Raw genomic sequence first — 24,648 nt, 5'->3', positions numbered from 1 at the left:
GCTCCCCTACTCCACACCGACGAGCAGCGGGTAACGCTCCTGCCCGCCGTCGTAGACGACGACGTCGACCGTCGGGTGCTCGGCGGCCAGGTACGACGCGCAACGCTCGGCGAGCGTCGTACCGTCGGCGCCGGCGACGAACGTGACGAGCTCGCCACCGCCTCCGAGCAGCCGCTCCAGGACCCGGGTGGCGACGTGGAACAGGTCGTCGCCGACCACCACGAAGTCGCCTTCGATCACGCCGAGCACGTCCCCGGGCTCGCAGGGGCCGGCGGTCGTCATCGCGCGCCGGGCCGCGACGGTCACCGCCCCGGAGCGGGCGTGGCGGGCGGCGGAGGTCATGTGGAGGACGTCCTCCTCGAAGGTGCGGCCGGGCTCGTGCACCGCGAGGGCGGCGAGCCCCTGCACCTGGGCGCTGGTCGGGATGACCGCCACCCGGGTGCCGCCCTCGTCGCGCACGGCCTGCGCCGCGGCCTCCGCCACCGCGATCGAGTCGGGGTCGTTGGGCAGCACGATCATCTCCGCGGCGCCCGCGTCGCGGATCGCCTCGAGGATCTGGCCGGTCGAGGGGCGCCGTCCGGGGCGGGCCGGTACGACGGACGCGCCGGCCTGCGCGAACAGCTCCTCGAGCCCCGCGCCGGCGGCGACCACGACCACCTTGCGGCCGGTGCGCGCCGGCGCCAGGTGCCCGCCACGGCGCTCGACCTGCTCGGCGAAGTGGGTGACCCGGATCCGGTACGGGCGACCGGCCTCGATCCCGGCCTCCACCGCGGCGCCGACGTCGTCGACGTGGACGTGGACGTTCCACAGGCCGTCGCCGCCGACCACGACGAGCGAGTCGCCGAGCGGGGCCAGCGCCCTGCGCAGCCGCGGGATCGCCTCGTCGTCGGCGTCGAGGAGGTACATCACCTCGTAGGCCGGGCCCTCCGGGGTCAGGTCGCCGGTCGGCAGCGGGACCGGGATCGCCCGCGCGCCGAGCGGTGCGGTGCTGCCGATCGGGCGCTTGCCGGTGACCGCGGTCTCCGCGGCGTCGAGGATCACGCACAGGCCGCGGCCGCCGGCGTCGACCACGCCGGCGTCCTTGAGGACCTGGAGCTGCTCGGGGGTGCGGTCCAGCGCGTCGCGGGCCGCGCTCGCGGCGGCCCGGATCACATGACCGAGCCGGTTGTGCGAGACCGCCGCCGCCCGGGCCGCCGCCTCGCTGGCCGCCTTGGCGACGGACAGGATGGTGCCCTCGACGGGCTGGCCGACCGCGGCGTAGCTGGCCTCGGTCGCCCGCGCCAGTCCCTCGGCGAACACCAGGGCCGACCGGTCGTGGGGGCCGGCCTCGCCGATCCGCTTCAGCAGGGCGCCCACGAGCTGGGAGAGGATCACGCCGGAGTTCCCGCGCGCGCCGAGCAGGGCGCCGCGGGCGAACCCGGTGAGCGCGACCCGGAGGTCCCCGTCGGGGTCGCCCTCGATCCGCTCCAGCATCAGGTTGCGGGCCGACTCGAAGGTGAGGAACAGGTTCGTGCCAGTGTCCCCGTCGGGGACCGGGTACACGTTGAGCGCGTCGATCTCCTCGCGGGCCGCGCCCAGGGCGGCGAGCGCGACCTCGGAGAAGCGGAGTACGGTCTCGAGGTCGAAGGTGGCGACGGCGTCGTCGTTCATCTGCGCGGTTCGCCCCCTTCTGCCGGTGCTCTGCTCGTGTCGCGTGGTGCCCTGCCTGGTCCGCGTGAGGGTCCGCCTCCCGTCGTACCGGAGGCGCCGTCCCCGCGCGGGGCGGTGTCAGGTTAGTGCTTCCGGCTCGATTCGCGTCGAAGCGGGGGCATCGGATACTCTTGTGCGGTTGCCTCGACGGGTTCGAGGCGTAGGGGCTCTCCCCGCAAGCAGGAGCAACAGCAATCTAGTCTTTTCAGGAGTTCACGGTGGCTGCCGTCTGTGACATCTGCGCCAAGAAGCCGGGCTTCGGTCACAACCGGCCGTGGTCGCGCAAGATTACGAAGCGTCGCTTCGACCCGAACATCCAGCGCGTCCGTGCGACGGTCAACGGCGCCCCCAAGCGTCTCAACGTCTGCACCGGTTGCCTGAAGGCCGGCAAGGTCACCCGCTGACCTGCACCACCCTTTCCACGTAGAGAACCGCTCCCCGACGGGGGCGGTTCTTCTCGTTTCCCCCGCCGGCACGGCGGGGCTGGTCAGAAGTGGGTGTGGCCGGCCGGGCCCTCGTACGCCGCGCCGTCGACCGTGACGCCGCTCCCCTCCGCGACCTCCCCGATCCGGGTCCAGCCGTCGGGCAGCGCCGTGCCGGCCGGGTACGTCGCGACGAGGGCGTGGTCGTCCCCGCCGGTGAGGATGAACCGCATCGGGTCCGCCCCGAGCGCGGCGCCGACCGCGCGCAGCGGCTCGGCCACCTCGAACGATCCCGCCGAGATGTCGATCGCGACGCCGCTGGCCTCGGCGATGTGCGCCACGTCGCCGAGCAGCCCGTCGGACACGTCGATCATCGCGGTCGCGCCGGCCGCGGCGGCGACGGGTCCCGCGCCGTACGGCGGCTCGGGCCGGCGGTGCGCCTCGACGAGAGCGCGCGGCGACCGGAAGCCGCGGGCGAGCACGGCGAGCCCCGCCGCGGCCCAGCCCTGGCGCCCGGCGATCGCCACCACGTCCCCGGGGCGTGCCCCCGACCGGCGTACGGGCTCGCCCTCCACGCTGCCGAGGACGGTGACCGCGATCATCACCTGGTCGGAGCGCGTGACGTCCCCGCCGACCACCGAGGCGCCGACGAGACCGGCCTCCTCGACGATGCCGTCGGCGAGCTCGAGCGCCCACGTGGCCGGGAGGTCCGGCGGGGCCGCGAGACCGACGGTGAGCGCGGTGGCGCGGCCGCCCATCGCGTTGATGTCGGAGAGGTTCTGCGCGGCCGCCTTGTGCCCGATGTCGAGGGCGGAGGCCCAGTCGCGCCGGAAGTGGCGGGTGTCGACGAGCAGGTCGGTGGAGACGACCACCCGGCCGTCGGGGACCGTCACCACTGCCGCGTCGTCGCCGGGACCGAGCAGGACGTTGTCCCCCTGGGGGAACCGCTCCTTGAGCGCGTCGACCAGTCCGAACTCACCGAGGTCGGCGAGGGTCGCGTTCGTGGGGAGGCTCCGAGAAGTCATGGGGACCATTCAACCAATGGCGGGGACCATGTTCCTGCGGGGGCTCGGTGCACGGTAGGTTGAGCCAGGATTCACGCACCGACGCACGTGGTGCCCCTTCGAGACCGCAGGAGCTCAGCATGGTGGTTCAGGCCTACATCTTGATCCAGACCGACGTCGGCAAGGCCGCAGAGGTCGCCTCCGCGATCGCCGAGGTCCAGGGCGTCACGCTGGCCGAGGACGTGACCGGACCCTATGACGTGATCGTGCGCGCCGAGGCCCGCAACGTCGACGAGCTGGGCAAGCTCGTCGTGGCGCGGGTGCAGAACATCGCCGGCATCACCCGGACGCTGACCTGCCCTGTCGTCCACATCTGACCGGAGCCCCGCTCCGATCCCCCGCATGTCCCGACGGCGCCCGCCTCCCTTCCGGAGCGCGGGCGCTGTCGTGTGTCTCGTGAGCGCCGTCCTGGTGGCCGGGTGCAGCCCGGGGCCGGTCGAGGTGGACTCCCCCACGCTCTCCGGTGCGGACGCGCGCGCCTGCACCGGGCTGATCGGGGCACTCCCCGACCGGGTCGACGACGAGGACCGCGCGGAGGTCGACCCCGCGGACGGGTACGTCGCGGCCTGGGACGCGGACGCGCCGATCGTGCTCACCTGCGGGGTGCCGGAGCCCGCCGGGTTCGACCGGTTCGCGACCTGCCAGGTGGTCAACGGGGTCGGCTGGTTCATCCCCGACGCGCAGGTCCAGCGCGGGCCGGGCCCGATCACGATGACCACGGTCGGCCGCGCGCAGAACGTCGAGGTACGCCTGGCCGCCGAGCACTGGCCGCCCGCGAACGCGATGGTCGACCTCTCCGCCGCGATCGAGCAGACCCTGCGCGAGGTCGAGCCCTGCGCCTGAGCCCGTCGACGCCGTCGCGCGGCGACTGCACGACGGCCCCGCGGCCGGGCGGCCGGGGCGGCTAGCGGAGGCCGGTGCCGCGCTGCAGGGCGAGCTGGATCAGCCGGTCCACGAGCTCGGGGTACTCCAGGCCGCTCGCCGCCCACATCCGCGGGAACATCGACGACGGGGTGAACCCCGGCATGGTGTTGATCTCGTTGATCACCACCCGCTCGTCGGGCAGCACGAAGAAGTCGACGCGGGCGAGGCCCTCGCAGGACAGCGCCTCGAACGCCTGCGCGGACAGCGTCTGGACCCGCTCGGCGACGTGCGCGGGGAGGTTCGCCGGCACGTTGAGCTCGGTCTGCTCCTCGGGCAGGTACTTCGCGGCGAAGTCGTAGAACTCGTGCGCGCCGTCGATCTTGATCTCGGCGACCACGCTGACGTCGGGCGGGTTCGCGCCGAAGCCCTGCACGACGCCGCACTCGACCTCGCGGCCCCCCTCGGCGGAGGACTCGACGAGCACCTTCGGGTCGTGCTCGCGGGCGGCCTCGACCGCGGCGTCGAGCCCGGCCAGGTCGTGCACCTTGCTGATCCCGATGCTGGACCCGCCCCGGCACGGCTTGACGAAAACGGGGAAGCCGAGCGCGCTCACGGACTCGCGGCAGGAGGCCTTGTCGGTCTCCCAGGCGCGCGGGGTGATCACGGTGTACGGCAGCACCGGCAGGCCCTGCGCCTGGAACACGATCTTCATGTAGTGCTTGTCCATGCCGACCGCGGAGGCGAGCACGCCGGCGCCGACGTAGCGCACCCCGGCCATCTCGAGCAGGCCCTGGATCGTGCCGTCCTCGCCCCAGGGGCCGTGGAGCAGCGGGAAGACCACGTCCACCTCGCCGAGCGTGCGCGGCACCGAGGTGGCCTCGTGCACCACGAGCTCGCTGCCGGCGGAGTTCTGCGACAGCGCCACGGTCGCGCGCGACCCGTCCACCGCGGGCAGCGCGTCCGCGGAGGTGATCGCCAGCCGCTCCGGGTCACCCGACTCGAGGACCCAGCGGCCGTCGGTCGCGATGCCGACCGGCACCACGTCGTACCGCTCCCGGACGATCGCCCTGAGGACGCTCCCCGCGGTCACGCAGGAGATCGCGTGCTCGCTGGAGCGGCCACCGAAGACGACAGCGACCCGCGGCTTGCGGGTGCCCGTCGTCTCGTGCGCGTCGGGGGTGTCTGCCGGCGTCAGAGAAGTGTCCATAGCGGCCCCGACCCTACCCGCCCGGCTTCGGTGCGCTGCACAGTGCGCCCTAGTGTGGGGCCATGTCTTCGCAGCCGACCGGTCCCGGACCCGACAGCTCCGGCCCGACGCCGTACGACGCCTCGACCCTGCGTCCCGCGACGGTGGCGGTGACCTCCGGACGCCCGCCGCACGAGGCCGACAGCCCGCTGAACACCCCGATCACGATGGCCTCGACGTACGTCGCCGGTGGGGACGTGGAGTACGGCCGGTACGGCAACCCGACCTGGTCGGCGTTCGAGGAGGCGCTCGGCGACCTCGAGGGCGGGCAGGCGCTCGCGTTCTCCTCCGGGCTGGCCGCGGTCGCCACCGTGCTCGACCTCGTCGGCCAGGGCCGCACCGTCGTCGCGCCGCGGCACGCCTACAACGGCAGCGTGATGCAGATGGCCGACCTCGAGTCGCGGGGCCGGATCCGCGCGCTGCTCGTCGACATCACCGACACCGACGCGGTGGTGAAGGCGTGCGAGGACGCCGCGCTGGTGTGGCTCGAGTCGCCCACGAACCCCGCGCTGGAGGTCGCCGACATCGCCACGATCACGGCGGCCGCGCACGAGGCGGGGGCGTACGTCGTGGTCGACAACACCTTCGCCACTCCCCTGCTCCAGCAGCCGCTGTCGATGGACGCCGACCTCGTCGTGCACTCCGCCACCAAGTTCATCGCCGGCCACAGCGACGTCCTGCTTGGCGCGCTGGTCACGCGTGACCCCGAGCTGTTCGACGTGCTGAAGAAGCGGCGCGACATGATCGGCGCGGTGCCCGGGACGTTCGAGACGTGGCTCGCGCTGCGCGGGATGCGCACGCTGCACGTGCGGATGGACCGGGCGCAGGCCAACGCGAGGGAGATCGTCCGCCGGCTCGGCGAGCACCCCGCGGTCGGCGAGGTGCGCTACCCGGGCTTCGGGGCGATCATCTCCGTCGTGCTCGCGCAGGGCGCGCTGGCCGCGGACCTGCTCACGCACAAGACCCGGCTGTGGGTGCACGCGACCAGCCTCGGCGGCGTGGAGTCGACGTTCGAGCGGCGGCGCCGCTGGAAGTCCGAGCCGGCGACCATCCCCGACGGCCTGGTGCGCATGTCGGTCGGGATCGAGGACGTCGAGGACCTCTGGGACGACCTGGCCACCGCGCTCGACCAGCTCACCGGCGAGCGCCCGGCCTGACGGTCACTGCTCGTCCCTAGTCGCGCTCGCTCTTGGTGTCGCGGTCGATCAGGCTGGAGAGCATGTCGGCCGCGGTCATCTTGCCCTCCACCACGGCGTGCACGTGGTCCACGATCGGGGCGTACACCTCGGCGCGGTTCGCGAGGTCCAGCAGCGACGAGCAGGACTTCACGCCCTCGGCGACCATCCGGGTCGAGGCGGTGATCTCCTCGGTGGTCATCCCCCGTCCGAGCTTCTCGCCGAAGGACCGGTTGCGCGACAGCGGCGAGGAGCACGTGGCGACGAGGTCGCCGAGGCCGGCCAGTCCCATCAGGGTCATCGGGTCGGCGCCGAGCGCGGTCGCCAGTCGGGCGGTCTCGGCCAGCCCCCGGGTGATCACCGACGCGGTGGTGTTGTCGCCGAAGCCGAGGCCGACGGCCATCCCGACCCCGAGCCCGATCACGTTCTTGTAGGCGCCGCCGAGCTCGCAGCCGACCACGTCGGCGCTCGAGTACGGACGGAACGCCGGCGAGTGGCACAGGTCGCGCAGGCGCTTCGCGACCACGTCGTCCGCGCACGCCACCACGCTCGCGGCGGGCTCCCGGCGGGCGATCTCCATGGCCAGGTTCGGGCCGCTGACCACGCCGATCCGCTCGGGACCGGCGCCGGTGACCTCGGCGATCACCTCGCTCATCCGCTTCAGGGTGCCGAGCTCGACGCCCTTCATCAGCGACACCAGGACAGCGTCGCGCGGGATGAGGTCCGCCCACTGCGTGAGGTTCTCACGCAGCTTCTGGGAGGGGACGGCGAGCACCACGAACTCGGCGCCGGCCAGGGCGAGCTCCGGGTCGTGCGTCGCCGTGATCACCGGGGGCAGCTCGATGCCCGGGAGGTAGTCGGGGTTCTCGCGGCTGTCGTTGATCGTGGCGCACACGTCCTCGCGCCGCGCCCAGATCGTGACGTCGTTGCCGGCGTCCGCGAGCACGATGGAGAACGCCGTACCCCACGACCCCGCACCGAAGACCGCAACCTTGCTCATCGGCTCTCCCCTGTCCGCTTACCGTGGTGGCGTCGTCGCGCCGGGTCGACGTTCGGGTTGCCGATCTCGCGCACCCCGGCCCGCCGTGAGTCGAAGCGTACGGCCGGCGGCTCACCCTCGCGCAGGTCGGCGAGCAGCGTGGTCACCGCGTCCATGATCCGCTCCGAGGCCTCGTGCAGCACGTCGGGGGTGAGCGGGACGTCGCGCAGGTCGTCGAGGTCCACCGGGTCGCCGGCCTTCATGCTGATCGTCTTGCGCGGGAAGATCCGCGGCTTCTTGCCGTACGGCGCCAGGATCTCGTGCGCGCCCCACTGCGCCACCGGGATCACGGGGGCGCCGGTGCTGAGCGCGATCCGGGCGGCACCGGTCTTGCCGGTCATCGGCCACAGGCCGGGGTCGCGGGTGATCGTGCCCTCGGGGTAGACCACGACGCACTCGCCCTGCTTCACGGCCTCGACCGCCGCGCTGAAGGCGTGGGAGGCGTCGGTCGTGAGCCGGTAGACGGGGATCTGCCCGGCGCTGCGGACGAGGCGGCCGCCGACCGGGACGTCGAAGACCTCGCTCTTCGCGAGGAAGCGCGGCAGCCGGCCGTGGTCGTAGACGAAGTGCGCGAAGGTGAACGGGTCGACGTGCGAGATGTGGTTGCTCACGACCACGCACCCGCCCTCGGCGGGGAGCTTGTGGCCGTCGATCCAGTTGCGCCGGGTCAGCGCCATCAGCGGGGGCCGCACGATCGCGACACAGATGGCGAACGCAAGACCGCGCTTCTGCCTCGCCCGACGCGGCTTTGCCACAGATGCTCTCCTCGTTCTTCCTCGACGCGGGCCCGGCCCCGATGCCCGGGCGAGCGTACTGCGCGGCCAAGCATGCCTCATCCGGTGCCCGCCACGTGGCTCCTGGCAAGATCGTCGGTGATGTCGTCCACACCTCCGCCCCGCTTCGGGGTCATCGTGCCCGTCAAGCCTCCCGCTGTGGCCAAGTCCCGGCTCGCGCCGCTCGGTGACGCGGTACGTCGCGACCTCGTCGTCGCGTTCGCGGTCGACACCGTGACCGCGGTCCTGGAGGCGCCTGTGGTCGGCGAGGTGCTCGTGGTCACCGACGACCACCTGCTCGCGCGGGGCCTCGCCGACCTCGGCGTCCGGGTGCTGCCCGACGGGGCGACCGACGACCTGAACGGCTCGCTCGTGCAGGCCGCCGCCGAGCTGCACCGGCGCCGGCCCGACCTCTCGCCCGTGGCCCTGTGCGCCGACCTGCCGGCGCTGCGCACCGAGGAGCTGACCCGGGCGCTTGCCGAGGCGGGCCGCCACGACGTCGCCTTCGTCGCCGACGCGCAGGGGGTGGGGACGACGCTGGTCACCGCACGTCACCTCGACGGCTTCGCGCCCCGCTTCGGGGCCGGCTCACGCGCCGCGCACCTCGACGCCGGGGCGCACGAGGTCACCGCCGGCGACGTCCCGTCGCTGCGGCGCGACGTGGACACCCCGGCCGACCTCGACGCGGCGATCGCGCTCGGCGTCGGCTCGCGCACCGGGATCCTGACCACGGCGCTTAGGCTCTGACCATGCAGGCCACGATCGCGACCTTCGACCCGGCCACGTTCGCGGGCACCGCGCTGCTCGACGACGGCGTGGAGCTGCCGTTCACGGGTGAGGCGCTCCGGGGCAGCGGGCTGCGGCTGCTCCGGCCAGGCCAGCGGGTCCGGCTCGAGGTGACCGGCGAGGGGTCGACCCTCGAGGTGCGCCGCCTCCAGATCATCACCCTGACCTGAGCGTCGGGGAGATACCCGGTCGCCGGAGCGGACGCCCTCGGCGATGATGCGGGCGTGCTCGCCGACCACCGGCCCGTTCCCGGTCGTCCTCGAGTTCGCCACCCCGTCCTGGCCGGGACCCGAGCACCAGGGCTAGGCGCACGACGAGAGGCGACCGGCCCGGTGCGGGTCGGTCGCCTCTCGTGCGGTGCAGCGGTGGCGCGGCTCAGGACTTCTTGGCGGTCTTCTTCGCCGGCGCCTTCTTCGCGGTGGACTTGGCCGGCGTCGACTTCTTGGCCGCGGAGGCGGTCTTGGCGGTGGACTTCTTCGCCGTCGAGGCCGTCTTGCCGGCGGTCTTCTTCGCGGTCGGCGCCGTCTTCGCGGGAGCCTTCTTCGCCGTCGACTTCGCGGCGCCGGACTGCTTGGTCGGCGCCTTCTTCGCGACCGCCTTCACCGAGCCGGTGGCGGCGTCGACGGCCAGCTTCGGGAGCTTCCGCGCCCCGGACACGACACCCTTGAGCTCGGCACCGGGGTTGAACTTCGGGATCGCGGTCTTCTTCGACTTGATCCGCTCCCCGGTCCGCGGGTTGCGCACCCAACGGGCGTCGCGGACGCGCTTCTCGAACGAGCCGAACCCGGTGATGGCGACCTTCTCGCCCTTCGCGACCTCGCGGGTGATGGTGTCCAGCACCGAGTCGAGGGCGTGCGCCGCGGCCTTCTTGTTGCCTTCGAAGCGAGCCGCGAGGGCGTCGATCAGCTGACTCTTGTTCACTGTCTTTCCTTTCGTGAACCTGCCGCCGAGCCCATGCTCGACTATTCCCTGTGCACGCTAGGGAAAAGTAAGCCACGTCACAATCACCGCTGGGCCAAATCTTGCCGTGTCCGACTCTGGGGCGGGAACGACAGCCGCGGCAGGACCCGTCACAGGTCCTGCCGCCGCCGCGACGTGAGGTGGTGCACGCCGACTAGAGCGTGGCCGGCTTCCACGTGGGACGACGCGCCTCGTAGGCGGTGATGTCCTCCTCGTGCGAGAGCGTGATCCCGATGTCGTCGAGACCCTCGAGCAGCCGCCAGCGCGTGTAGTCGTCGATCTGGAACGGCGCCACCAGGTCGCCGGCGCGGACCTCGCGGGCCTGCAGGTCGACGGTCACCTGGGTGGTGGGGTCGGCCTCGACGAGCGCCCACAGCCTCTCCACCACGTCCGGCTCGACCTGGGCGGCGAGCAGCCCGGCCTTGCCGGAGTTGCCGCGGAAGATGTCGGCGAACCGCGACGAGACGACGACCTTGAAGCCGTAGTCCATCAGCGCCCACACGGCGTGCTCGCGCGACGAGCCGGTGCCGAAGTCGGGCCCGGCGACGAGCACGGAGGCGCCGGCGTACTCCGGCTTGTTGATGACGAAGTCGGGGTCCTTGCGCCAGGCCGCGAACAGGCCGTCCTCGAAGCCGGTGCGGGTGACCCGCTTGAGGTAGACCGCCGGGATGATCTGGTCGGTGTCGACGTTGCTGCGACGCAGGGGCAGGGCGGTGCCGGTGTGCGTGGTGATCTTCTCCATGACTCTGTTCCTCTCGGGGTCAGGCCTGCGCGGGCAGGTCGGCGGGCGAGGACAGGTGGCCGGTGACCGCGGTGGCCGCGGCGACGAGCGGGGACACGAGGTGCGTGCGACCACCCTTGCCCTGCCGGCCCTCGAAGTTGCGGTTCGACGTGGACGCGCTGCGCTCCCCGGGCTCGAGCTGGTCGGGGTTCATGCCCAGGCACATCGAGCAACCCGCACCGCGCCACTCGCCGCCGGCCTCCTTGAAGACCACGTCGAGCCCCTCCTCCTCGGCCTGCAGGCGCACCCGCACCGAGCCGGGTACGACGAGCAGGCGGGTGTCGTTCGCGACCTTGCGGCCCTGGATCACCTCGGCCGCGGCACGAAGGTCCTCGATCCGGCCGTTGGTGCACGACCCGACGAAGACGGTGTCGACCTTGATGTCGCGCATCGGGGTCCCGGCCGCGAGGCCCATGTACTCCAGCGCCTTCTCGGCGGCCACCCGGTCGCCCTCGTCGGCGATCTCCGCCGGCACCGGCACGCTGCCGCCGAGCGGCACGCCCTGGCCGGGGTTGGTGCCCCAGGTGACGAACGGCGTCATCGCCCCGGCGTCGAGGACGATCTCCTTGTCGAAGGTGGCGTCCTCGTCGGTGACCAGCGACGTCCAGTGCGCGACGGCGGCGTCCCAGTCCTCGCCCTTCGGGGCGTGCGGCCGGCCCTGGAGGTAGTCGAGGGTGACCTGGTCGGGTGCGATCAGCCCGGCCTTGGCGCCCCACTCGATGGACATGTTGCAGATCGTCATCCGCGCCTCCATCGAGAGCTCCTCGATGGCCTGGCCGCGGTACTCCACGATGTAGCCCTGGCCGCCGCCGGTGCCGGTGTGCGCGATCAGGGTGAGCACGAGGTCCTTGGCGGTGACGCCGTCGGGCAGCGACCCGTTCACCGTCACCGCCATCGTCTTCGGCTTGGCCTGCGGCAGCGTCTGCGTGGCCAGCACGTGCTCGACCTCGCTGGTGCCGATGCCGAAGGCGATCGCACCGAACGCGCCGTGCGTGGAGGTGTGCGAGTCGCCGCAGACCACGGTCATGCCGGGCTGGGTCAGCCCGAGCTGCGGGCCGACCACGTGCACGATGCCCTGCTCGACGTCACCGAGCGGGTGCAGCCGGACACCGAACTCCTCGGCGTTGCGGCGCAGCGTCTCGACCTGGGTGCGGGAGACCGGGTCGGCGATCGGCTTGTCGAGGTCGAGCGTGGGGACGTTGTGGTCCTCGGTGGCCAGGGTGAGGTCGGGGCGGCGTACCGGACGGCCGGCGAGCCGGAGGCCCTCGAACGCCTGCGGCGAGGTGACCTCGTGAATGAGGTGAAGGTCGATGAAGAGGAGGTCCGGCTCGCCTTCTGCACTGCGGACGACGTGCTCGTCCCACACCTTCTCTGCAAGGGTCCTGCCCATTGCGTGTCTCCTTCACTCCGGTTAGGTCACTGCCGCGGCACTCTCGCCGGCAGTTCGATGATCTCGCCGCCAGCCTGACTTGCATCCCAGGATGCGAGACGGCATTATCAAGATATGGACAACTCTAGCGGAGTCGGTGTTCTCGACAAAGCCGCCCTTGTTCTCGCCGCACTCGAGGCAGGCCCCGCGACACTGGCCGGTCTCGTCGCCGGAACCGGGCTGGCCCGACCCACGGCTCACCGCCTCGCGGTCGCACTCGAGCACCACCGTCTGGTGGCGCGCGACATGCAAGGACGCTTCGTGCTCGGCCCCCGGCTCTCCGAGCTCGCCGCCGCCGCCGGCGAGGACCGGCTGCTCGCCGCGGCCGGCCCCGTGCTCGCCCGGCTGCGCGACATCACCGGCGAGTCCGCCCAGCTGTGGCGCCGCCAGGGCGAGTTCCGCGTGTGCGTCGCCGCTGCCGAGCGCCCGTCCGGTCTGCGCGACACCATCCCCGTCGGCTCCCAGCTGACCATGCGGGCCGGCTCCGCAGCGCAGATCCTGCTCGCCTGGGAGGACCCCGAGAAGATGCACCGCGGCCTGCAGAACGCCGCGTTCAGCGCCACCGCGCTGGCCGGGATCCGCCGCCGCGGCTGGGCCCAGTCGGTCGGCGAGCGCGAGCAGGGCGTGGCCTCGGTCTCGGCCCCGGTCCGCTCCCCCTCCGGCAAGATCATCGCCGCGGTCTCGGTCTCCGGCCCGCTCGAGCGGCTCTCCCGCCAGCCCGGCCGGATGCACGCACCGGCGGTGCTCGCGGCCGCGGAGCGGCTCTCGGAGTCGCTGCGCCGCGCCGCGGAGTGACGCCCGCGAACAGGTCCGTCGAACGACGTCTTCCCGCGCTAGACCCGTCTAGAGAGTCGCCGCTCTAGAACAGGGCGCCCTGCTCCAGGTCGAGGAGCTGCTGCTTGCGTTCCACCCCGCCGGCGTACCCGGTGAGCGTGCCGTTCGCGCCGACCACCCGGTGGCACGGGATCACGATCGGGATCGGGTTCCGCCCGTTGGCCAGCCCCACCGCCCGAGACGCGGCCGGGCGCATGCCCAGGCGGGCGGCGACGGCGCCGTACGACGCCGTCTCGCCGTAGCCGATGCCGCGCAGCTGCTCCCACACCGACAGCTGGAACGGCGTCCCGGCCGGCTCCAGCGGCAGGTCGAACTCCTTGAGCTCGCCATCGAAGTAGGCGCGCAGCTGGCGCACCGCCTCCACCAGCAGCGGGTGCGCGTCGTCGCGATCCCCGACCGGGCGGCCCAGCGAGACTGCGGCCGCGCGGCTCATCGACGAGTGCGGCGAGGCGCCGGCCGGGGCCGGGCCGGCGAACTCGATCGCGGTGATTGCCGTGCGGTTCGCGATGATCCGCAGCTCGCCGACCGGTGAGTCCATCGAGGTCCACATGTCAGTTCTCCTTGGCAGGTCGAAGGTCGGGTTCGGTCACGCGCGACCGGTCGGTCGGGTCGGACGGTTCACGCCGTACGGCGGCCGCGGCGTCGCCGGAGGCCGCCCACAGGTGCATCAGCGCGTAGGACCGCCAGGGTCGCCACGCCTCCCCCAGCGTCTCGGCCCGTGCCGGGTCCTCATTGAGGGCGCGCAGCCCGTTGCGCACGCCGACGTCGGTGGGCAGGAACACGTCCGGGTCACCGAGCGCACGGAGCGCGACGTAGCCCGCGGTCCACGGGCCGATCCCCGGCACGGCCAGCAGCGCGTGCCGTACGTCGGCCCGGTCGGCGCTGCGGTCCAGCGGGATGTCCCCGGCGGCCAGCGCCGCGCAGAGCGCGACCAGCGCACGGCCCCGCGCCCGGGGCATCGGCAGCGTCTCCGGGTCGACCCCGGCCAGCGTCTCCGTGGAGGGGAACAGCCGGAGCAGCGTGTGCTCCGCCCCGTCCGGGGACGCGGACAGGTCGCCGTCGACGACCTCGCCGTGGCGCTCGACGAGCAGGGCGGCCAGCCTGCGCGCCGCCTCGACGGAGACTTGCTGGCCGAGCACGGCCCGGACGGCCACCTCGTGCCCGTCCACGTGGCCCGGGACCCGCAGCCCGGGCCGCCGCCGGACCAGCCGGGCGAGCCGGGGGTCTCCCGCGAGCTCGTCGTCGACCGCGACGGGGTCGCAGTCAGCGTCGAGCAGCCTCCGGCAGCGCTCCACCGCGGCCGAGACGTCCCGCAGGTCGGCGACCTGGAGGGTGCAGCGGACGAAGCCCAGGTCGTCCGCGTCGTCGGTCCGCAGCCATGCCCGGCCGGCGCCGTGCGGCAGCCGCAGGGTGCGGGCGTACCAGCCGGGCCCGGCCTCCTCGACGCCGTCGACGGCGCGCACGGCCAGGAAGGCGACCAGGTCGGCGCCGGAGTAGGGACGGCGCACCGCGAGCCGCAGCTCGACGCGCCCGTCGGCGGCGCCGGGGCGGGCCGCCCGCCCGCGCAGGGACGTCGGGGTGGCGGCGTACACCTCGCGCACGGTGTCGTTGAACTGCCGGATGCTGGAGAAGCCGGCGGCGAAGGCCACGTCGGCGAACGGCATCGGGGTGGTCTCCACCAGGATCCGGGCGGTCTGCGCACGCCGGGCCCGGGCCAGCGCGAGCGGACCGGCACCCACCTCGTGGGTGAGCAGACGGGACAGGTGCCGCGGGGTGTACCCGACCCGCGCAGCGAGGCCCGTGACCCCCTCGCGCTCCACGACGCCGTCGGCGATCAGCCGCATCGCCCGGCCCGCGGCGTCCGCGGAGAAGTCCCAGTCGGGCGAGCCCGGGGTGGCGTCCGGCAGGCACCTCTTGCAGGCCCTGAAACCGGCGCCCTGCGCGGCCGCGGCGGTGCGGTAGAAGGTCACGTTCTTGCGGTGCGGCGTGATCGCCGGGCAGGACGGCCGGCAGTAGATCCCGGTGGACCGGACCGCGGTGTAGAAGACGCCGTCGAAGCGCCGGTCGCGGCTCTTCACCGCCCGGTAGCAGGCCTCTGCGTCCTCGATGTCCACGCAGCCATCCTCCGTCATGGGCACGCGCCACGCTAGCGGGATTCGGACATGGCCGTCGGGGCCCGGAGAAAGCGAAGAGGCCCGCCGCTCGTGCGAGCGACGGGCCTCTTCCTGTGGTACCCCCGACCGGATTCGAACCGGCGCTACCGCCTTGAGAGGGCGGCGTGCTAGGCCACTACACAACGGGGGCCCGAGCGGTCGAAACTCTAGCCTAGGCTAGGGATTTCGGCCAATCGCTGGGGTACTAGGACTCGAACCTAGACTAACTGGACCAGAACCAGTCGGGCTGCCAATTACCCCATACCCCATGGGACCGGACTTCTTGCGAAGCCGAGGCAAGACTCTACACGGCACCTCGTCCGCTCACCAAAACGAGAGCACGCTCCCGGCCGTCCTGGTGAGCGCCGTCACATCATGCTCCGGACGGGACCCGCTCCACGCCGCTGGACGGCGCCGCGGGCGACGCCGGGAGCGGCGGGTCGGTGCGGTTGCGCAGCCCCATCTTCCGCGTGACCAAGAGCACCAGGACCGCGTAGGTGCCGCTCTGGACGAGGGTGAGCGGGACGTTGCCCCAGCCCGCCTCGGAGACGTTCAGGGTCTCGGTCAGGTCGGCGTAGGTCAGGGCGTAGCCGAAGGCCAGGAAGTTGTTGAGGATGTGCATCGCGATCCCCGCCTCGAGGCCCCCCGTGCGCAGCACCAGCCAGCCGGCGATCAGGCCGAACATGAACCGGTCGAAGAACAGCGGGAAGTTCTGCACGCCGTGCGCCATCGCGAACAGCGTCGAGGTGACCAGCAGCGCGATCCACTTGTAGCGGAACAGCGAGCCGAGCGCCTGCATCAGGTAGCCGCGGAAGACGTACTCCTCCCCCGCCGCCTGCAGCGGGGTGGTGAGCAGCACGATCAGCGCGAGGACCGCCGTGGTGCTCGTGAACTCGTTGACCTCGCCGGCCGGCTCCTGCGCCCCGCTGCCCGGGAGGACGCTGCCCGCCACGATCTGCGCGACCAGGGCGACCACGGAGAGCCCGAGGCAGGCGAAGAAGAAGCGCCACCGCATCTTCGGCGCCACCGAGGTCAGCCACCGCGGTCGCATCTTGTGCAGGTAGCGCATCACGAACCAGCACACGAGGATGGTCGAGCCCAGGGTCAGGTTGAGGTAGAGCAGCGAGGCCGGTCCGATGGCCTGGAGGCTCGCGGCCTGCTCGAAGCTCTCCCAGAACGGCCCCCCCTCGATGGCGACCCCGATCATGAGCACCGGCATCAGCACCAGCGGCGCGACGATGACCATCCCCAGCATGACGAGGACGATGCCGAGCACCGGCTTCCACCACGCGTAGGTCCACGTGCGCAGCATCTGGTGGTACTCGCGCGGCTCCGGGTGCGGGTGGGCCGGCCACGCCTGCTGCGGCGGTCCCGCGTACGGCGGCGCGGGCGGCGGCCAGGACTGCGGCGGGTACGGCGGCGGGCCGCCGTACTGCTGACCGGGCTGCCCGTACGGCGACGGCTGGGGCGCGCCGTACGGCTGTCCCGGGTACGGCTGTCCCGGGTACGGCTGGGGCGCACCGTACGCCGGCCCCGGGTACGGCTGGGGCGCACCGTACGCCGGCCCCGGGTACGGCGGCGCCGGCCACCGCTGCCCCGGGTCCGGAGCGGCACCGGGCGGACCGGCCGGCGGCCGGCCCGCGGGGTGCCCCCCGTCCTGCTCGGGCGGCTGCTGCTCGTCCGGTCGCTGCTCGGTCACACCCTCACCCCCACGGCCCGCCCCTCAGACTTCCTGCACGCTGCCGAGCCGGGCAAGCGAGCGCTCCCGGCCGAGCAGCTCCATCGACTCAAACAGCGGCGGCGAGATCCGGCGGCCGGTGACCGCCACGCGCACCGGGCCGAACGCGTTGCGGGGCTTCAGCCCGAGCTCCTCGACCAGCGCGCGGCGCAGCGCCTCCTCGATCGACGGGGTGTCCCAGACCGACAGCGCCGCGAGGGCGTCGTGCGCGGCCTTGACCACGGCGCGACCCTCGTCGTTGAGCAGCTTCTCCGCGTCGGCGGGGTCGCGCTGGAAACGGGCCTCGTCGACGAACAGGAAGCCGAGCATCTCCACGGACTCCCCGAGGGTGACCATGCGCTCGTGCACGAGCGGGGTGGCCTCCGCGAGCAGCGCCCGCTGCTCCGGGGTGACCTCGTCGCCGAGCACGCCGGCGCGCTGCAGCACCGGCACCATCCGCTCGGTGAGGTCCTCGACGCCCAGCGCGCGCAGGTGCGCGGCGTTGATCGCCTCGCACTTCTTGTAGTCGAAGCGGGCCGGGTTCGGGTTCACCCGGCGGATGTCGAACGCCTCGGCCATCTCGGTCATCGTGAACACGTCGCGGTCCTCGGCGATGCCCCAGCCCAGCAGGGCCAGGTAGTTGAGGATCCCCTCGGGCAGGAAGCCGCGCTCGATGTACTCGGTGAGGCCGGAGCCGCGGTCGCGCTTGGAGAGCCGCTTGTTGCCCTCGCCCATCACGATCGGCAGGTGCCCGAAGCGAGGGGCGCCGCGGCCGATCCCGAGCTCGGCGAGCGCCTCGTAGAGCGCGATCTGCCGCGGCGTCGAGGACAGCAGGTCCTCACCGCGGAGCACGTGGGTGATCTCCATCAGCGCGTCGTCGACCGGGTTGACCAGCGTGTAGAGCGGGTGACCGTTCGCGCGGACGAGCACGAAGTCCGGGACGTGCTCGGGCAGGAAGGTGATCTCGCCCCGCACCAGGTCCTGGAAGACGATCGGGCGGTCGGGCATCCGGAACCGGAGCACCGGCCGGCGCCCGGCCGCGACGAAGTCGGCGACCTGGTGCGCGTCGAGGTCGCGGCAGTGGCCGTCGTACCCGCTGGTCTTGTTCTCGGCGCGAGCGGCCTCGCGGCGCTCGTCGACCTCCTCCTGCGAGCAGTAGCAGTCGTAGGCCTTGCCGGCCTCGTGCAGCGTGCGTGCCACCTCGGCGTACGTGTCGAACCGCTCGGACTGCAGGTAGGGGCCGTAGGGGCCGCCGACCTCCGGGCCCTCGTCCCAGTCGAGACCGAGCCAGCGCAGCGAGTCGATCACCGAGGCGTAGCCCTCGGGGGTGTTGCGGGCGAGGTCGGTGTCCTCGATGCGCAGCACCAGGGTGCCGCCGAAGTGACGGGCGAACGCCCAGTTGAACAGCGCGCTGCGGACGTTGCCGACGTGCAGCGAGCCCGTGGGCGACGGTGGGAACCGGACCCTGACCTTGTCCGGGGCGATGCCGCCGAGGACGTCGAGGGCTGCGTCAGTCACGAGTTACCACCTTGTTCGTCAGGGTTCCGATGCCGGAGATGGTGACGTCCACCTCGTCTCCGGGGGTCATGGGGCCGACACCGTCGGGGGTGCCGGTGAGGATGACGTCGCCGGGCAGCAGCGTCATCACGCTCGACACGTGCGCCACCAGCGTGGGCACGTCGAAGATCAGGTCCTGGGTCGTGCCGTCCTGCTTCAGGTCACCGTTGAGGTGCGTCTGCACGCGCAGGTCGCTCGGGTCGAGCTCGGTCTCGATCCAGGGGCCGAGGGGGCAGAACGAGTCGAACCCCTTGGCGCGGGTGAACTGCACGTCGCTCTTCTGCAGGTCGCGCGCGGTCACGTCGTTGCCGATCGTGTAGCCGTAGACCACGTCCTTGACCCGGTCCGGGGCGACGTCGCGGCAGATCCGGCCGATGACGACCGCGAGCTCGCCCTCGAAGTGCACGTTACTGCTCTGCCGGGGGTAGAAGATCGGGTCGCCGGGGCCGACCACGGTGGTGTTCGGCTTGAGGAACATCAGCGGCTCGGTGGGCACGTCGTTGCCCATCTCGGCGGCGTGCGCGGCGTAGTTGCGGCCGATGCCGACCACCTTGCTCCGCGGGATCACCGGCGCGAGGAGGCGCACGTCGGCGAGCTTGTGCTGCTCCTCGGTCGGGTGCATGCCGACGTACAGCGGGTCGCCGGCCAGGGCGACCACCATGCTGTCCTCCGCGGGGATGCCGAGCTCGTCGACCTCGCCCGTGACGATGCCGTACTGGGGGTCCTCACCGGTGGTGAATCTCGCGATGCGCACGGGTCGAGCCTACCTGCGCGCGGTCCCCCGGCCGCTTACTACCCTCGGGGGTGTGGAGAACGCGGTGACGACCCGGGACGCGGTCCTGGACGAGGCGACGTGGCGGGAGCGCCGCGCCGCCCACGAGGCACGGGTCGAGGCGTGGGTGCGGCCGCACCTCGAGCGCCGCGAGGCCCGGGTGCCGCACCCGGTCGAGGACTTCCTGTTCACCTACTACTCCCAGCGTCCCGCGGCGCTGCGCCGGTGGCACCCCGGGTACGGCGTCGTGCTCGAGGGCGGCTGGTCGACGTACGCCGGCCTCAAGGGGTACGTCGAGCGGCCCGGCGGCCACGCCACGGTGGCGCGGGAGCACGTCGCGGGACAGCGCCCGCTGCTCACCGCGCTGCACACGCTGCTCTCGGCCACCGCCTCCCGCCCGGCCCAGCTCGGCTGCTTCGGCCTGCACGAGTGGGCGATGGTCTACCGGCTCGACCAGTCCGACGTCCGGCACGCCTCGTGGCCGCTGCGGCTGGGTCCCCGCGGCACCGACGAGGTGGTCGAGGGGCACCGGGTGGCCTGCTCGCACTTCGACGCGTTCCGGTTCTTCACCGACGAGGCGCGGCCGCTGAACACGCTGCGGCCCGGCCGCGACGACCGGCCGGCGTTCGAGCAGCCGGGCTGCCTGCACGCCGGGATGGACCTCTACAAGCACGCCTACCGGCTCTCCCCCCTGGTCGACAGCGACCTGGTCGCGGACTGCTTCGACCTCGCCCGCGACATCCGGGTGCTCGACATGCGCGCCTCGCCGTACGACCTGTCCGACCTCGGGTACACCCCGGTCCGGATCGAGACCCCGGCGGGCAAGCAGGAGTACGTCGCCGCGCAGCGTGCCTTCGCCGAGCGCGGCGCTCCCCTGCGCGCCCGGCTCGTCGCCGATTGCGAGCGCCTCCTCGCCGTCTGCTGAGCGGCGGCTACCAGCAGGCGGGGCGCCGGTCGTGCCACGGCGCCGCGGCCTCGACCTGCGCACACAGCGACAGCAGCCGGTGCTCCTGGGCGGGACGGCCGGCGAGCATCACGCCGACCGGCAGGCCGTCCGGTGTCATGTGCAGCGGGAGCGACGCGGCCGGCATGCCGGTGAGGTTCCACGCCGAGGTGTAGGGCGTGAACCGCTTCTGGTTCTCGAAGTCGCGCAGCGGGTCGGCGTCGTCGCGGATCTCGCCGACCTTGAGCGGCGGCTGCGCGAGCGTCGGCGTGAGCACCGCGTCGTACGGCGCCAGCCGGGCCAACGCCTGCGCGGCGACCCGGCGCATCTCCCCCACGGCCAGGCCGAACTCCGGGCCGGACACGGCCCGCCCGCGTTCCTGCAGCCACCGGGTCAGCGGGCGCAGCAGGTGCTCGGTCCCGGCCGGCACCGGCGCCAGCGCGGTGAGCACCGACCAGCAGGTCTCGAAGGTGGTCACCGCCTCCGGCGCGATCGGCACGTCGATCTCCTCGACGTCGTGGCCGAGGCCGAGGAGCAGCCGGGTCGCGTCGTCGTAGGCGCGCAGGCACTCGGGGTCGAGGTCGGCGGCGGCGATCACCGGGGTGCTGAACCGGGCGACCCGGAGCGGCCCCGGCTCCCGGTCGCACCAGCCGAGGAACGTCTCCCCGTCGGGCAGCGGCGGCGCCCAGTACGGGTCGCCGACGGCCGGGCCGGCCATCACGTCGAGCATCGCGGCCGCGTCGCGCACCGTCCGCGCCAGCGGACCCGACGTGCCGAGGCCGACCGGGTCGCCGTACACGGGCCCGGCACTGATCCGCCCGCGGCTCGGCTTGAGGCCGAACAGCCCGCAGCAGCTCGCGGGGATCCGGATGGACCCGCCGCCGTCCGAGCCCTGGGCGGCCGGCACGAGACCGGCGGCGACCGCGGCCGCCGCGCCGCCGCTCGACCCGCCGGCCATCCGCTCGAGGTCGAACGGAGTACGGGCCGGCGGCGCCACGTCGGGCTCGGTGTAGCAGGGCGAGCCGAACTCCGGCGCGTTGGTCTTGCCGAGGCTGACCATGCCGGCGGCCTCGAGCCGGAGCACGACCTCGTCGGAGACGTCGGGGACGAACTCGGCGCTGGTCGCGGAGCCGAACGTGGTGCGTACCCCGGCGGTCTGGTTCAGGTCCTTGACCGCCGTGGGCACGCCGAACAGCACGGGCAGCGACTCCGGCCCGGCGGCGTCCGGGCCGCTCAGCCGCGACTCGGCCAGCCGGGCCTGGTGCAGGGCGAGCTCCCCGGTGACCGTGACGAACGCGCCGACGTCGTCACCGATCCGGTCGATCCGCGCGAGGTAGTGCTCGACCAGCTCGACCGGGGAGACCTCGTGGTTCCGGATCGCTGCGCCCTGCTCGAGCGCGGTCAGGTCATGGAGGGCGGCCATGCGGTGACGCTACCGGCCCTGGGTCAGGGACGGCGGGCGAGCGCGGTCGCCTTCTCGCCGTCGTGGGTCCACACGATCCGCAGCCTCGCGTCGACCCGCTTCACCTTCACGTTCAGCCGCGGGACGCAGCTGGTCTTTCCAGGATCGTGGGTGATGACCTCGGTGAACTTCGTCCATCCGGCATCGGTGTCGCGGTACTTCCACACCCCGGAGCAGTTCGCGTACACGATGCGACCGCGCAGCCTGCCGTCGTCGTTCCGCACGATCCGGAGCTTGGCCCGGTACGGGTCGAAGCCGGACTGCGAGACCTTCCCGACCCAGCGACCGGTGATCTTCGAGCCCTCCTGGGCCTCGGCGACGGTGGCCGGTGCGAGGAGCACGCCGCCGAGCAGCGTGGTGGCGAGAACGGCCGCTCGCAGGCGTCCGGGCGTACGGCGTGGTGTGGTGGTCATGCGGCTTCCCCCTGGAATGTGCGGAATGCGGGAACTCTCCCGCTGCGGCAGCGTAGGGCAAGAAGGCACCGCTGACCAGAGCCGACATTCGGGCCAGGTCGCGCGGTGGGTGAGACCCTAGGCCCGGACCGGTCACGAGGAGTCGGAGGAGCCGCACGATGAGGATGTACCTGTCGTCGTTCCGCATGGGCGACCGGCCCGAGCACCTCGTGGCGATGCTGCCGGAACGGGCCCGGGTGGCCGTTGTCGCCAACGCGATGGACCACCAGCCTGCCGACGAGCGCGCGGCCGGCGTCATGCGTGAGATCGAGGCGCTCACCGCGCTCGGGCTCGAGCCCCACGAGCTCGACCTCCGGGCGTACACCGGCCCCGGTCCGGACACCGAGCGGCTGCGCACGGACCTCGCTGCGTGCGACGGCGCGTGGGTGCGCGGCGGGAACGTGTTCATGCTCCGGCACGCGCTGGCCGCGAGCGGCGCGGACGCCGTGCTCACCGAGCTCGTGCGCGCGGCCCGGCTCGTCTACGCGGGCTACAGCGCCGGTCCGTGCGTGCTCGCGCCGAGCCTGCGCGGCCTGGAGCACTGCGACGACCCGGACGTGGTGCAGCGGACGGCGGGCGTGCCGGCGACGTACGACGGACTGGGGCTGCTCGACGTCGCGTTCGTGCCTCACGTCGACTCGCCGGGTCACCCGGAGAGCGAGCTGCTCGGCGAGGTCGCCGCTCGCGCTACGCGGCGGACGGGACGCCGCACCGCGCGCTGCGCGACGGCCAGGCGCTCGTGGTCCGCGACGGCACGGTCACGCTGGTCGGCTGACCCCGCCTACGGCAGCTTCTCCTCGTGCCGGCGCAGGCCGAAGGTCACCGCGTCGACGAGCGCGCCCCACGACGCCTCGATCACGTTGTGCCCGACGCCGACGGTGACCCAGGACCGCTCGCCGTCGGTGGTCTCGATGAGAACGCGGGTGACCGCGTCGGTGCCGTGTCCCTGGTCGAGGATGCGCACCTTGTAGTCGATGAGCTCGAACTTCGCGACCTCGGGGAACGCCTGCCCGATCGCCTCGCGCAGCGCATGGTCCATCGCGTTGACCGGCCCGTTCCCCTCCCCGGTGGTGATGATCCGGGCGCCGCCGGCGTGCAGCTTGATGGTGGCCTCCGAGACCGCCTCCTCCCCCGGCCTGGAGTCGGTGATCACCCGCCACGACTCGATGTCGAAGTACGACGGACGGCGCCCCTCGACCTCCTCGACCAGCATCAGCTCGAAGGAGGCGTCCGCGGCCTCGAACGTGTAGCCGCGGGACTCGAGGTCCTTGACCCGGTTGGTGATCCGGGTGACGAGGTCCTTGTCCACGCCGAGGTCGAAGCCGAGCTCGCGGCCCTTGAGCTCGATGCTGGCGCGGCCGGCCATGTCGGAGACGAGCAGGCGCATGTCGTTGCCGACGAGCACCGGGTCCATGTGCTGGTAGAGGTTCGGGTCGACCTTGATCGCACTGGCGTGCAGGCCCGCCTTGTGCGCGAACGCGCTGACCCCGACGTACGGCTGGCGCGAGGCCGGCGGGAAGTTCGTGACCTCCGCGACCGCGTGCGCGATCCGGGTGGCCTCGCGCAGCCGGCCCGCGGGCAGAACCGCCCGGTCCAGCTTGAGCTCGAGGTTGGCCACGACCGAGACCAGGTCGGCGTTGCCGGTGCGCTCGCCGTAGCCGTTGAGCGTGCCCTGGACGTGGGTGGCGCCGGCCTCCACGGCGGCGAGGGTGTTCGCGACCGCGCAGCCGGTGTCGTTGTGGCAGTGGATGCCGACCCGGACCCCGGTGCTCTCCAGGACGTCGTGCACCACCTCGGCGACCCAGGGCGGGAGCATGCCGCCGTTGGTGTCGCACAGCGCGATCACCTCGGCGCCGGCGCCGTACGCCGTGCGGAGCACCTCGAGCGCGTAGTCGCGGTTGTCGCGGTAGCCGTCGAAGAAGTGCTCGGCGTCGAGGAAGACCCGCTGCCCCTCCGCGCGGAGGTGGGTGACGGTGTCGCGCACCATCGCGAGGTTCTCCTCGAGCGTCGTGCGCAGCGCGAGCTCGACGTGCCGGTCGTGCGACTTCGCGACCAGCGTGACCACGCCGGCGCCGCTGTCGCGCAGGGCGGCGACCAGCGGGTCGTCGGCGGCCTTGACCCCGGCGCGGCGGGTGGCGCCGAACGCGGCGAGCTCGGCGGTGCCGAGGGTGAGCTCGCTGCGGGCGCGGCGGAAGAACTCGGTGTCCTTGGGGTTGGCGCCCGGCCACCCGCCCTCGATGTAGCCGACCCCGAGCCCGTCGAGCTGGCGGGCGATGTTCAGCTTGTCGGCGACCGAGAGGTTCAGGCCCTCCTGCTGGGCACCGTCGCGCAGCGTCGTGTCGTAGACGTGGAAGTCGCTGGTCGTCACTGCTTCATCCTCGGGTCGTGGTGGTCGGCGCCGCCGTCAGGAAACAAAAAGACCTCCCGTGGGGACGAGAGGTCAGCGCGCCGGGTGTCCTGGCGCGCTAGCTGATAATGGTGACGCATCGCTGCACGACCCCGAGTCTGCCAGAGACGTCCACACCTCGGA

At 72.8% G+C, this 24,648-nt stretch carries 24 protein-coding genes, 2 tRNA genes and 1 pseudogene; 9 read left to right on the top strand and 18 right to left on the bottom strand.

All coding sequences use genetic code 11. The features are described 5' to 3' along the window. Positions 1–6: 6 nt before the first annotated feature. Complete coding sequence (locus K1X13_RS13015) at positions 7–1,650, bottom strand: DAK2 domain-containing protein (RefSeq protein ID WP_221025456.1); 1,644 nt, start codon at positions 1,648–1,650, stop codon at positions 7–9. A 257-nt stretch (positions 1,651–1,907) separates the two neighbouring features. Here K1X13_RS13015 and rpmB point away from each other — a divergent pair, with 257 nt between their 5' ends. Continuing rightward, entirely contained in the window at positions 1,908–2,093 is a 186-nt protein-coding gene (rpmB, locus tag K1X13_RS13010; RefSeq protein ID WP_221025455.1) for a 50S ribosomal protein L28, read from the top strand. 83 nt (positions 2,094–2,176) lie between these two features. On the opposite strand, the gene K1X13_RS13005 is transcribed toward rpmB, so the two are convergent. After that, positions 2,177–3,136, bottom strand: coding sequence for a thiamine-phosphate kinase (locus K1X13_RS13005; RefSeq protein WP_221025454.1), 960 nt, complete (start codon positions 3,134–3,136; stop codon positions 2,177–2,179). Between the two features lie 119 nt (positions 3,137–3,255). Between K1X13_RS13005 and K1X13_RS13000 the strand changes: the two genes are divergently transcribed. Both K1X13_RS13000 and K1X13_RS12995 read left to right on the top strand, forming a co-directional pair. Continuing rightward, positions 3,256–3,492, top strand: coding sequence for an Lrp/AsnC family transcriptional regulator (locus tag K1X13_RS13000; protein WP_225914974.1), 237 nt, complete (start codon positions 3,256–3,258; stop codon positions 3,490–3,492). Between the two features lie 79 nt (positions 3,493–3,571). Continuing rightward, complete coding sequence (locus K1X13_RS12995) at positions 3,572–4,018, top strand: DUF3515 domain-containing protein (RefSeq protein ID WP_221025453.1); 447 nt, start codon at positions 3,572–3,574, stop codon at positions 4,016–4,018. Between the two features lie 61 nt (positions 4,019–4,079). Here K1X13_RS12995 and K1X13_RS12990 read toward each other — a convergent pair whose 3' ends face one another. Beyond that, a complete protein-coding gene (locus K1X13_RS12990) occupies positions 4,080–5,246 on the bottom strand; it encodes a D-alanine--D-alanine ligase family protein (RefSeq protein WP_221025452.1) in 1,167 nt (388 codons plus the stop codon). Positions 5,247–5,308: 62 nt separating this feature from the next. Between K1X13_RS12990 and K1X13_RS12985 the strand changes: the two genes are divergently transcribed. Next, complete coding sequence (locus K1X13_RS12985) at positions 5,309–6,442, top strand: trans-sulfuration enzyme family protein (RefSeq protein ID WP_221025451.1); 1,134 nt, start codon at positions 5,309–5,311, stop codon at positions 6,440–6,442. 16 nt (positions 6,443–6,458) lie between these two features. Here K1X13_RS12985 and K1X13_RS12980 read toward each other — a convergent pair whose 3' ends face one another. Both K1X13_RS12980 and K1X13_RS12975 read right to left on the bottom strand, forming a co-directional pair. Beyond that, positions 6,459–7,460, bottom strand: a complete 1,002-nt coding sequence (locus K1X13_RS12980; RefSeq protein WP_221025450.1) for an NAD(P)H-dependent glycerol-3-phosphate dehydrogenase — start codon at positions 7,458–7,460, stop codon at positions 6,459–6,461. Continuing rightward, positions 7,457–8,254 carry a lysophospholipid acyltransferase family protein gene (locus K1X13_RS12975; protein ID WP_308249544.1) on the bottom strand — a complete coding sequence of 266 codons (798 nt, stop codon included), beginning with the start codon at positions 8,252–8,254 and terminating at the stop codon, positions 7,457–7,459. Before K1X13_RS12975 ends, K1X13_RS12980 begins: the two co-directional genes overlap by 4 nt. 120 nt (positions 8,255–8,374) lie before the next feature. On the opposite strand from K1X13_RS12975, the gene cofC reads away from it, so the two are divergent. Both cofC and K1X13_RS12965 read left to right on the top strand, forming a co-directional pair. Further along, on the top strand, positions 8,375–9,019 hold the full coding sequence (cofC, locus tag K1X13_RS12970) for a 2-phospho-L-lactate guanylyltransferase (protein ID WP_221025448.1): 645 nt from the start codon (positions 8,375–8,377) through the stop codon (positions 9,017–9,019). A gap of 2 nt (positions 9,020–9,021) precedes the next feature. Beyond that, positions 9,022–9,228, top strand: coding sequence for a hypothetical protein (locus tag K1X13_RS12965; RefSeq protein WP_221025447.1), 207 nt, complete (start codon positions 9,022–9,024; stop codon positions 9,226–9,228). Positions 9,229–9,433: 205 nt separating this feature from the next. Here the strand turns inward: K1X13_RS12965 and K1X13_RS12960 are convergent, their stop codons facing one another. The 3 genes from K1X13_RS12960 to leuC form a co-directional block, all read right to left on the bottom strand. Further along, complete coding sequence (locus K1X13_RS12960; RefSeq protein WP_221025446.1) at positions 9,434–9,979, bottom strand: HU family DNA-binding protein; 546 nt, start codon at positions 9,977–9,979, stop codon at positions 9,434–9,436. Between the two features lie 193 nt (positions 9,980–10,172). After that, complete coding sequence (leuD, locus tag K1X13_RS12955; protein WP_221025445.1) at positions 10,173–10,760, bottom strand: 3-isopropylmalate dehydratase small subunit; 588 nt, start codon at positions 10,758–10,760, stop codon at positions 10,173–10,175. Between the two features lie 19 nt (positions 10,761–10,779). Next, complete coding sequence (leuC, locus tag K1X13_RS12950; RefSeq protein WP_221025444.1) at positions 10,780–12,189, bottom strand: 3-isopropylmalate dehydratase large subunit; 1,410 nt, start codon at positions 12,187–12,189, stop codon at positions 10,780–10,782. A gap of 114 nt (positions 12,190–12,303) precedes the next feature. Here leuC and K1X13_RS12945 point away from each other — a divergent pair, with 114 nt between their 5' ends. Next, on the top strand, positions 12,304–13,023 hold the full coding sequence (locus K1X13_RS12945; RefSeq protein ID WP_221025443.1) for an IclR family transcriptional regulator: 720 nt from the start codon (positions 12,304–12,306) through the stop codon (positions 13,021–13,023). A 64-nt stretch (positions 13,024–13,087) separates the two neighbouring features. Here K1X13_RS12945 and K1X13_RS12940 read toward each other — a convergent pair whose 3' ends face one another. The 7 genes from K1X13_RS12940 to K1X13_RS12910 form a co-directional block, all read right to left on the bottom strand. Next, positions 13,088–13,612: a methylated-DNA--[protein]-cysteine S-methyltransferase gene (locus K1X13_RS12940; protein ID WP_221025442.1), complete on the bottom strand. Its 525-nt coding sequence runs from the start codon at positions 13,610–13,612 to the stop codon at positions 13,088–13,090. A gap of 1 nt (position 13,613) precedes the next feature. Continuing rightward, positions 13,614–15,176 (bottom strand): DNA-3-methyladenine glycosylase 2 family protein, encoded by a 1,563-nt coding sequence (locus tag K1X13_RS12935; protein ID WP_308249543.1) that lies wholly within the window; start codon positions 15,174–15,176, stop codon positions 13,614–13,616. A gap of 114 nt (positions 15,177–15,290) precedes the next feature. Then, positions 15,291–15,366, bottom strand: a tRNA-Glu gene (locus tag K1X13_RS12930). 46 nt (positions 15,367–15,412) lie between these two features. Beyond that, positions 15,413–15,484: transfer RNA gene (locus K1X13_RS12925), tRNA-Gln, on the bottom strand. A 104-nt stretch (positions 15,485–15,588) separates the two neighbouring features. Then, the gene (locus K1X13_RS19710; protein WP_221025440.1) at positions 15,589–16,914 is read right to left on the bottom strand and encodes a CPBP family intramembrane glutamic endopeptidase; all 1,326 of its coding nucleotides are present in this window, start codon (positions 16,912–16,914) and stop codon (positions 15,589–15,591) included. 24 nt (positions 16,915–16,938) lie between these two features. Further along, the gene (gene gltX / locus K1X13_RS12915; RefSeq protein ID WP_221025439.1) at positions 16,939–18,450 is read right to left on the bottom strand and encodes a glutamate--tRNA ligase; all 1,512 of its coding nucleotides are present in this window, start codon (positions 18,448–18,450) and stop codon (positions 16,939–16,941) included. After that, positions 18,443–19,243 carry a fumarylacetoacetate hydrolase family protein gene (locus K1X13_RS12910; RefSeq protein ID WP_221025438.1) on the bottom strand — a complete coding sequence of 267 codons (801 nt, stop codon included), beginning with the start codon at positions 19,241–19,243 and terminating at the stop codon, positions 18,443–18,445. Before K1X13_RS12910 ends, gltX begins: the two co-directional genes overlap by 8 nt. Between K1X13_RS12910 and K1X13_RS12905 the strand changes: the two genes are divergently transcribed. Beyond that, a complete protein-coding gene (locus K1X13_RS12905; protein WP_225914972.1) occupies positions 19,236–20,186 on the top strand; it encodes a 3-methyladenine DNA glycosylase in 951 nt (316 codons plus the stop codon). The genes K1X13_RS12910 and K1X13_RS12905 overlap by 8 nt on opposite strands. Positions 20,187–20,193: 7 nt before the next feature. Here the strand turns inward: K1X13_RS12905 and K1X13_RS12900 are convergent, their stop codons facing one another. Then, positions 20,194–21,627, bottom strand: coding sequence for an amidase (locus tag K1X13_RS12900; protein WP_221025437.1), 1,434 nt, complete (start codon positions 21,625–21,627; stop codon positions 20,194–20,196). 23 nt (positions 21,628–21,650) lie between these two features. Continuing rightward, positions 21,651–22,079: a hypothetical protein gene (locus tag K1X13_RS12895; RefSeq protein ID WP_221025436.1), complete on the bottom strand. Its 429-nt coding sequence runs from the start codon at positions 22,077–22,079 to the stop codon at positions 21,651–21,653. A 158-nt stretch (positions 22,080–22,237) separates the two neighbouring features. Between K1X13_RS12895 and K1X13_RS19170 the strand changes: the two are divergent. Next, a pseudogene (locus K1X13_RS19170) lies at positions 22,238–22,747 on the top strand (Type 1 glutamine amidotransferase-like domain-containing protein); the annotation flags it as partial. A gap of 152 nt (positions 22,748–22,899) precedes the next feature. On the opposite strand, the gene cimA reads toward K1X13_RS19170, so the two are convergent. Beyond that, a complete protein-coding gene (gene cimA, locus K1X13_RS12890; RefSeq protein WP_221025435.1) occupies positions 22,900–24,486 on the bottom strand; it encodes a citramalate synthase in 1,587 nt (528 codons plus the stop codon). Positions 24,487–24,648 lie beyond the last annotated feature (162 nt).

This window comes from Nocardioides jiangsuensis, from assembly GCF_019679455.1.
Lineage (GTDB): Bacteria > Actinomycetota > Actinomycetes > Propionibacteriales > Nocardioidaceae > Nocardioides_C > Nocardioides_C jiangsuensis.
The sequence above is the reverse complement of the archived record's forward strand: the minus strand, read 5'-3'. Positions and strand labels throughout refer to the sequence as shown.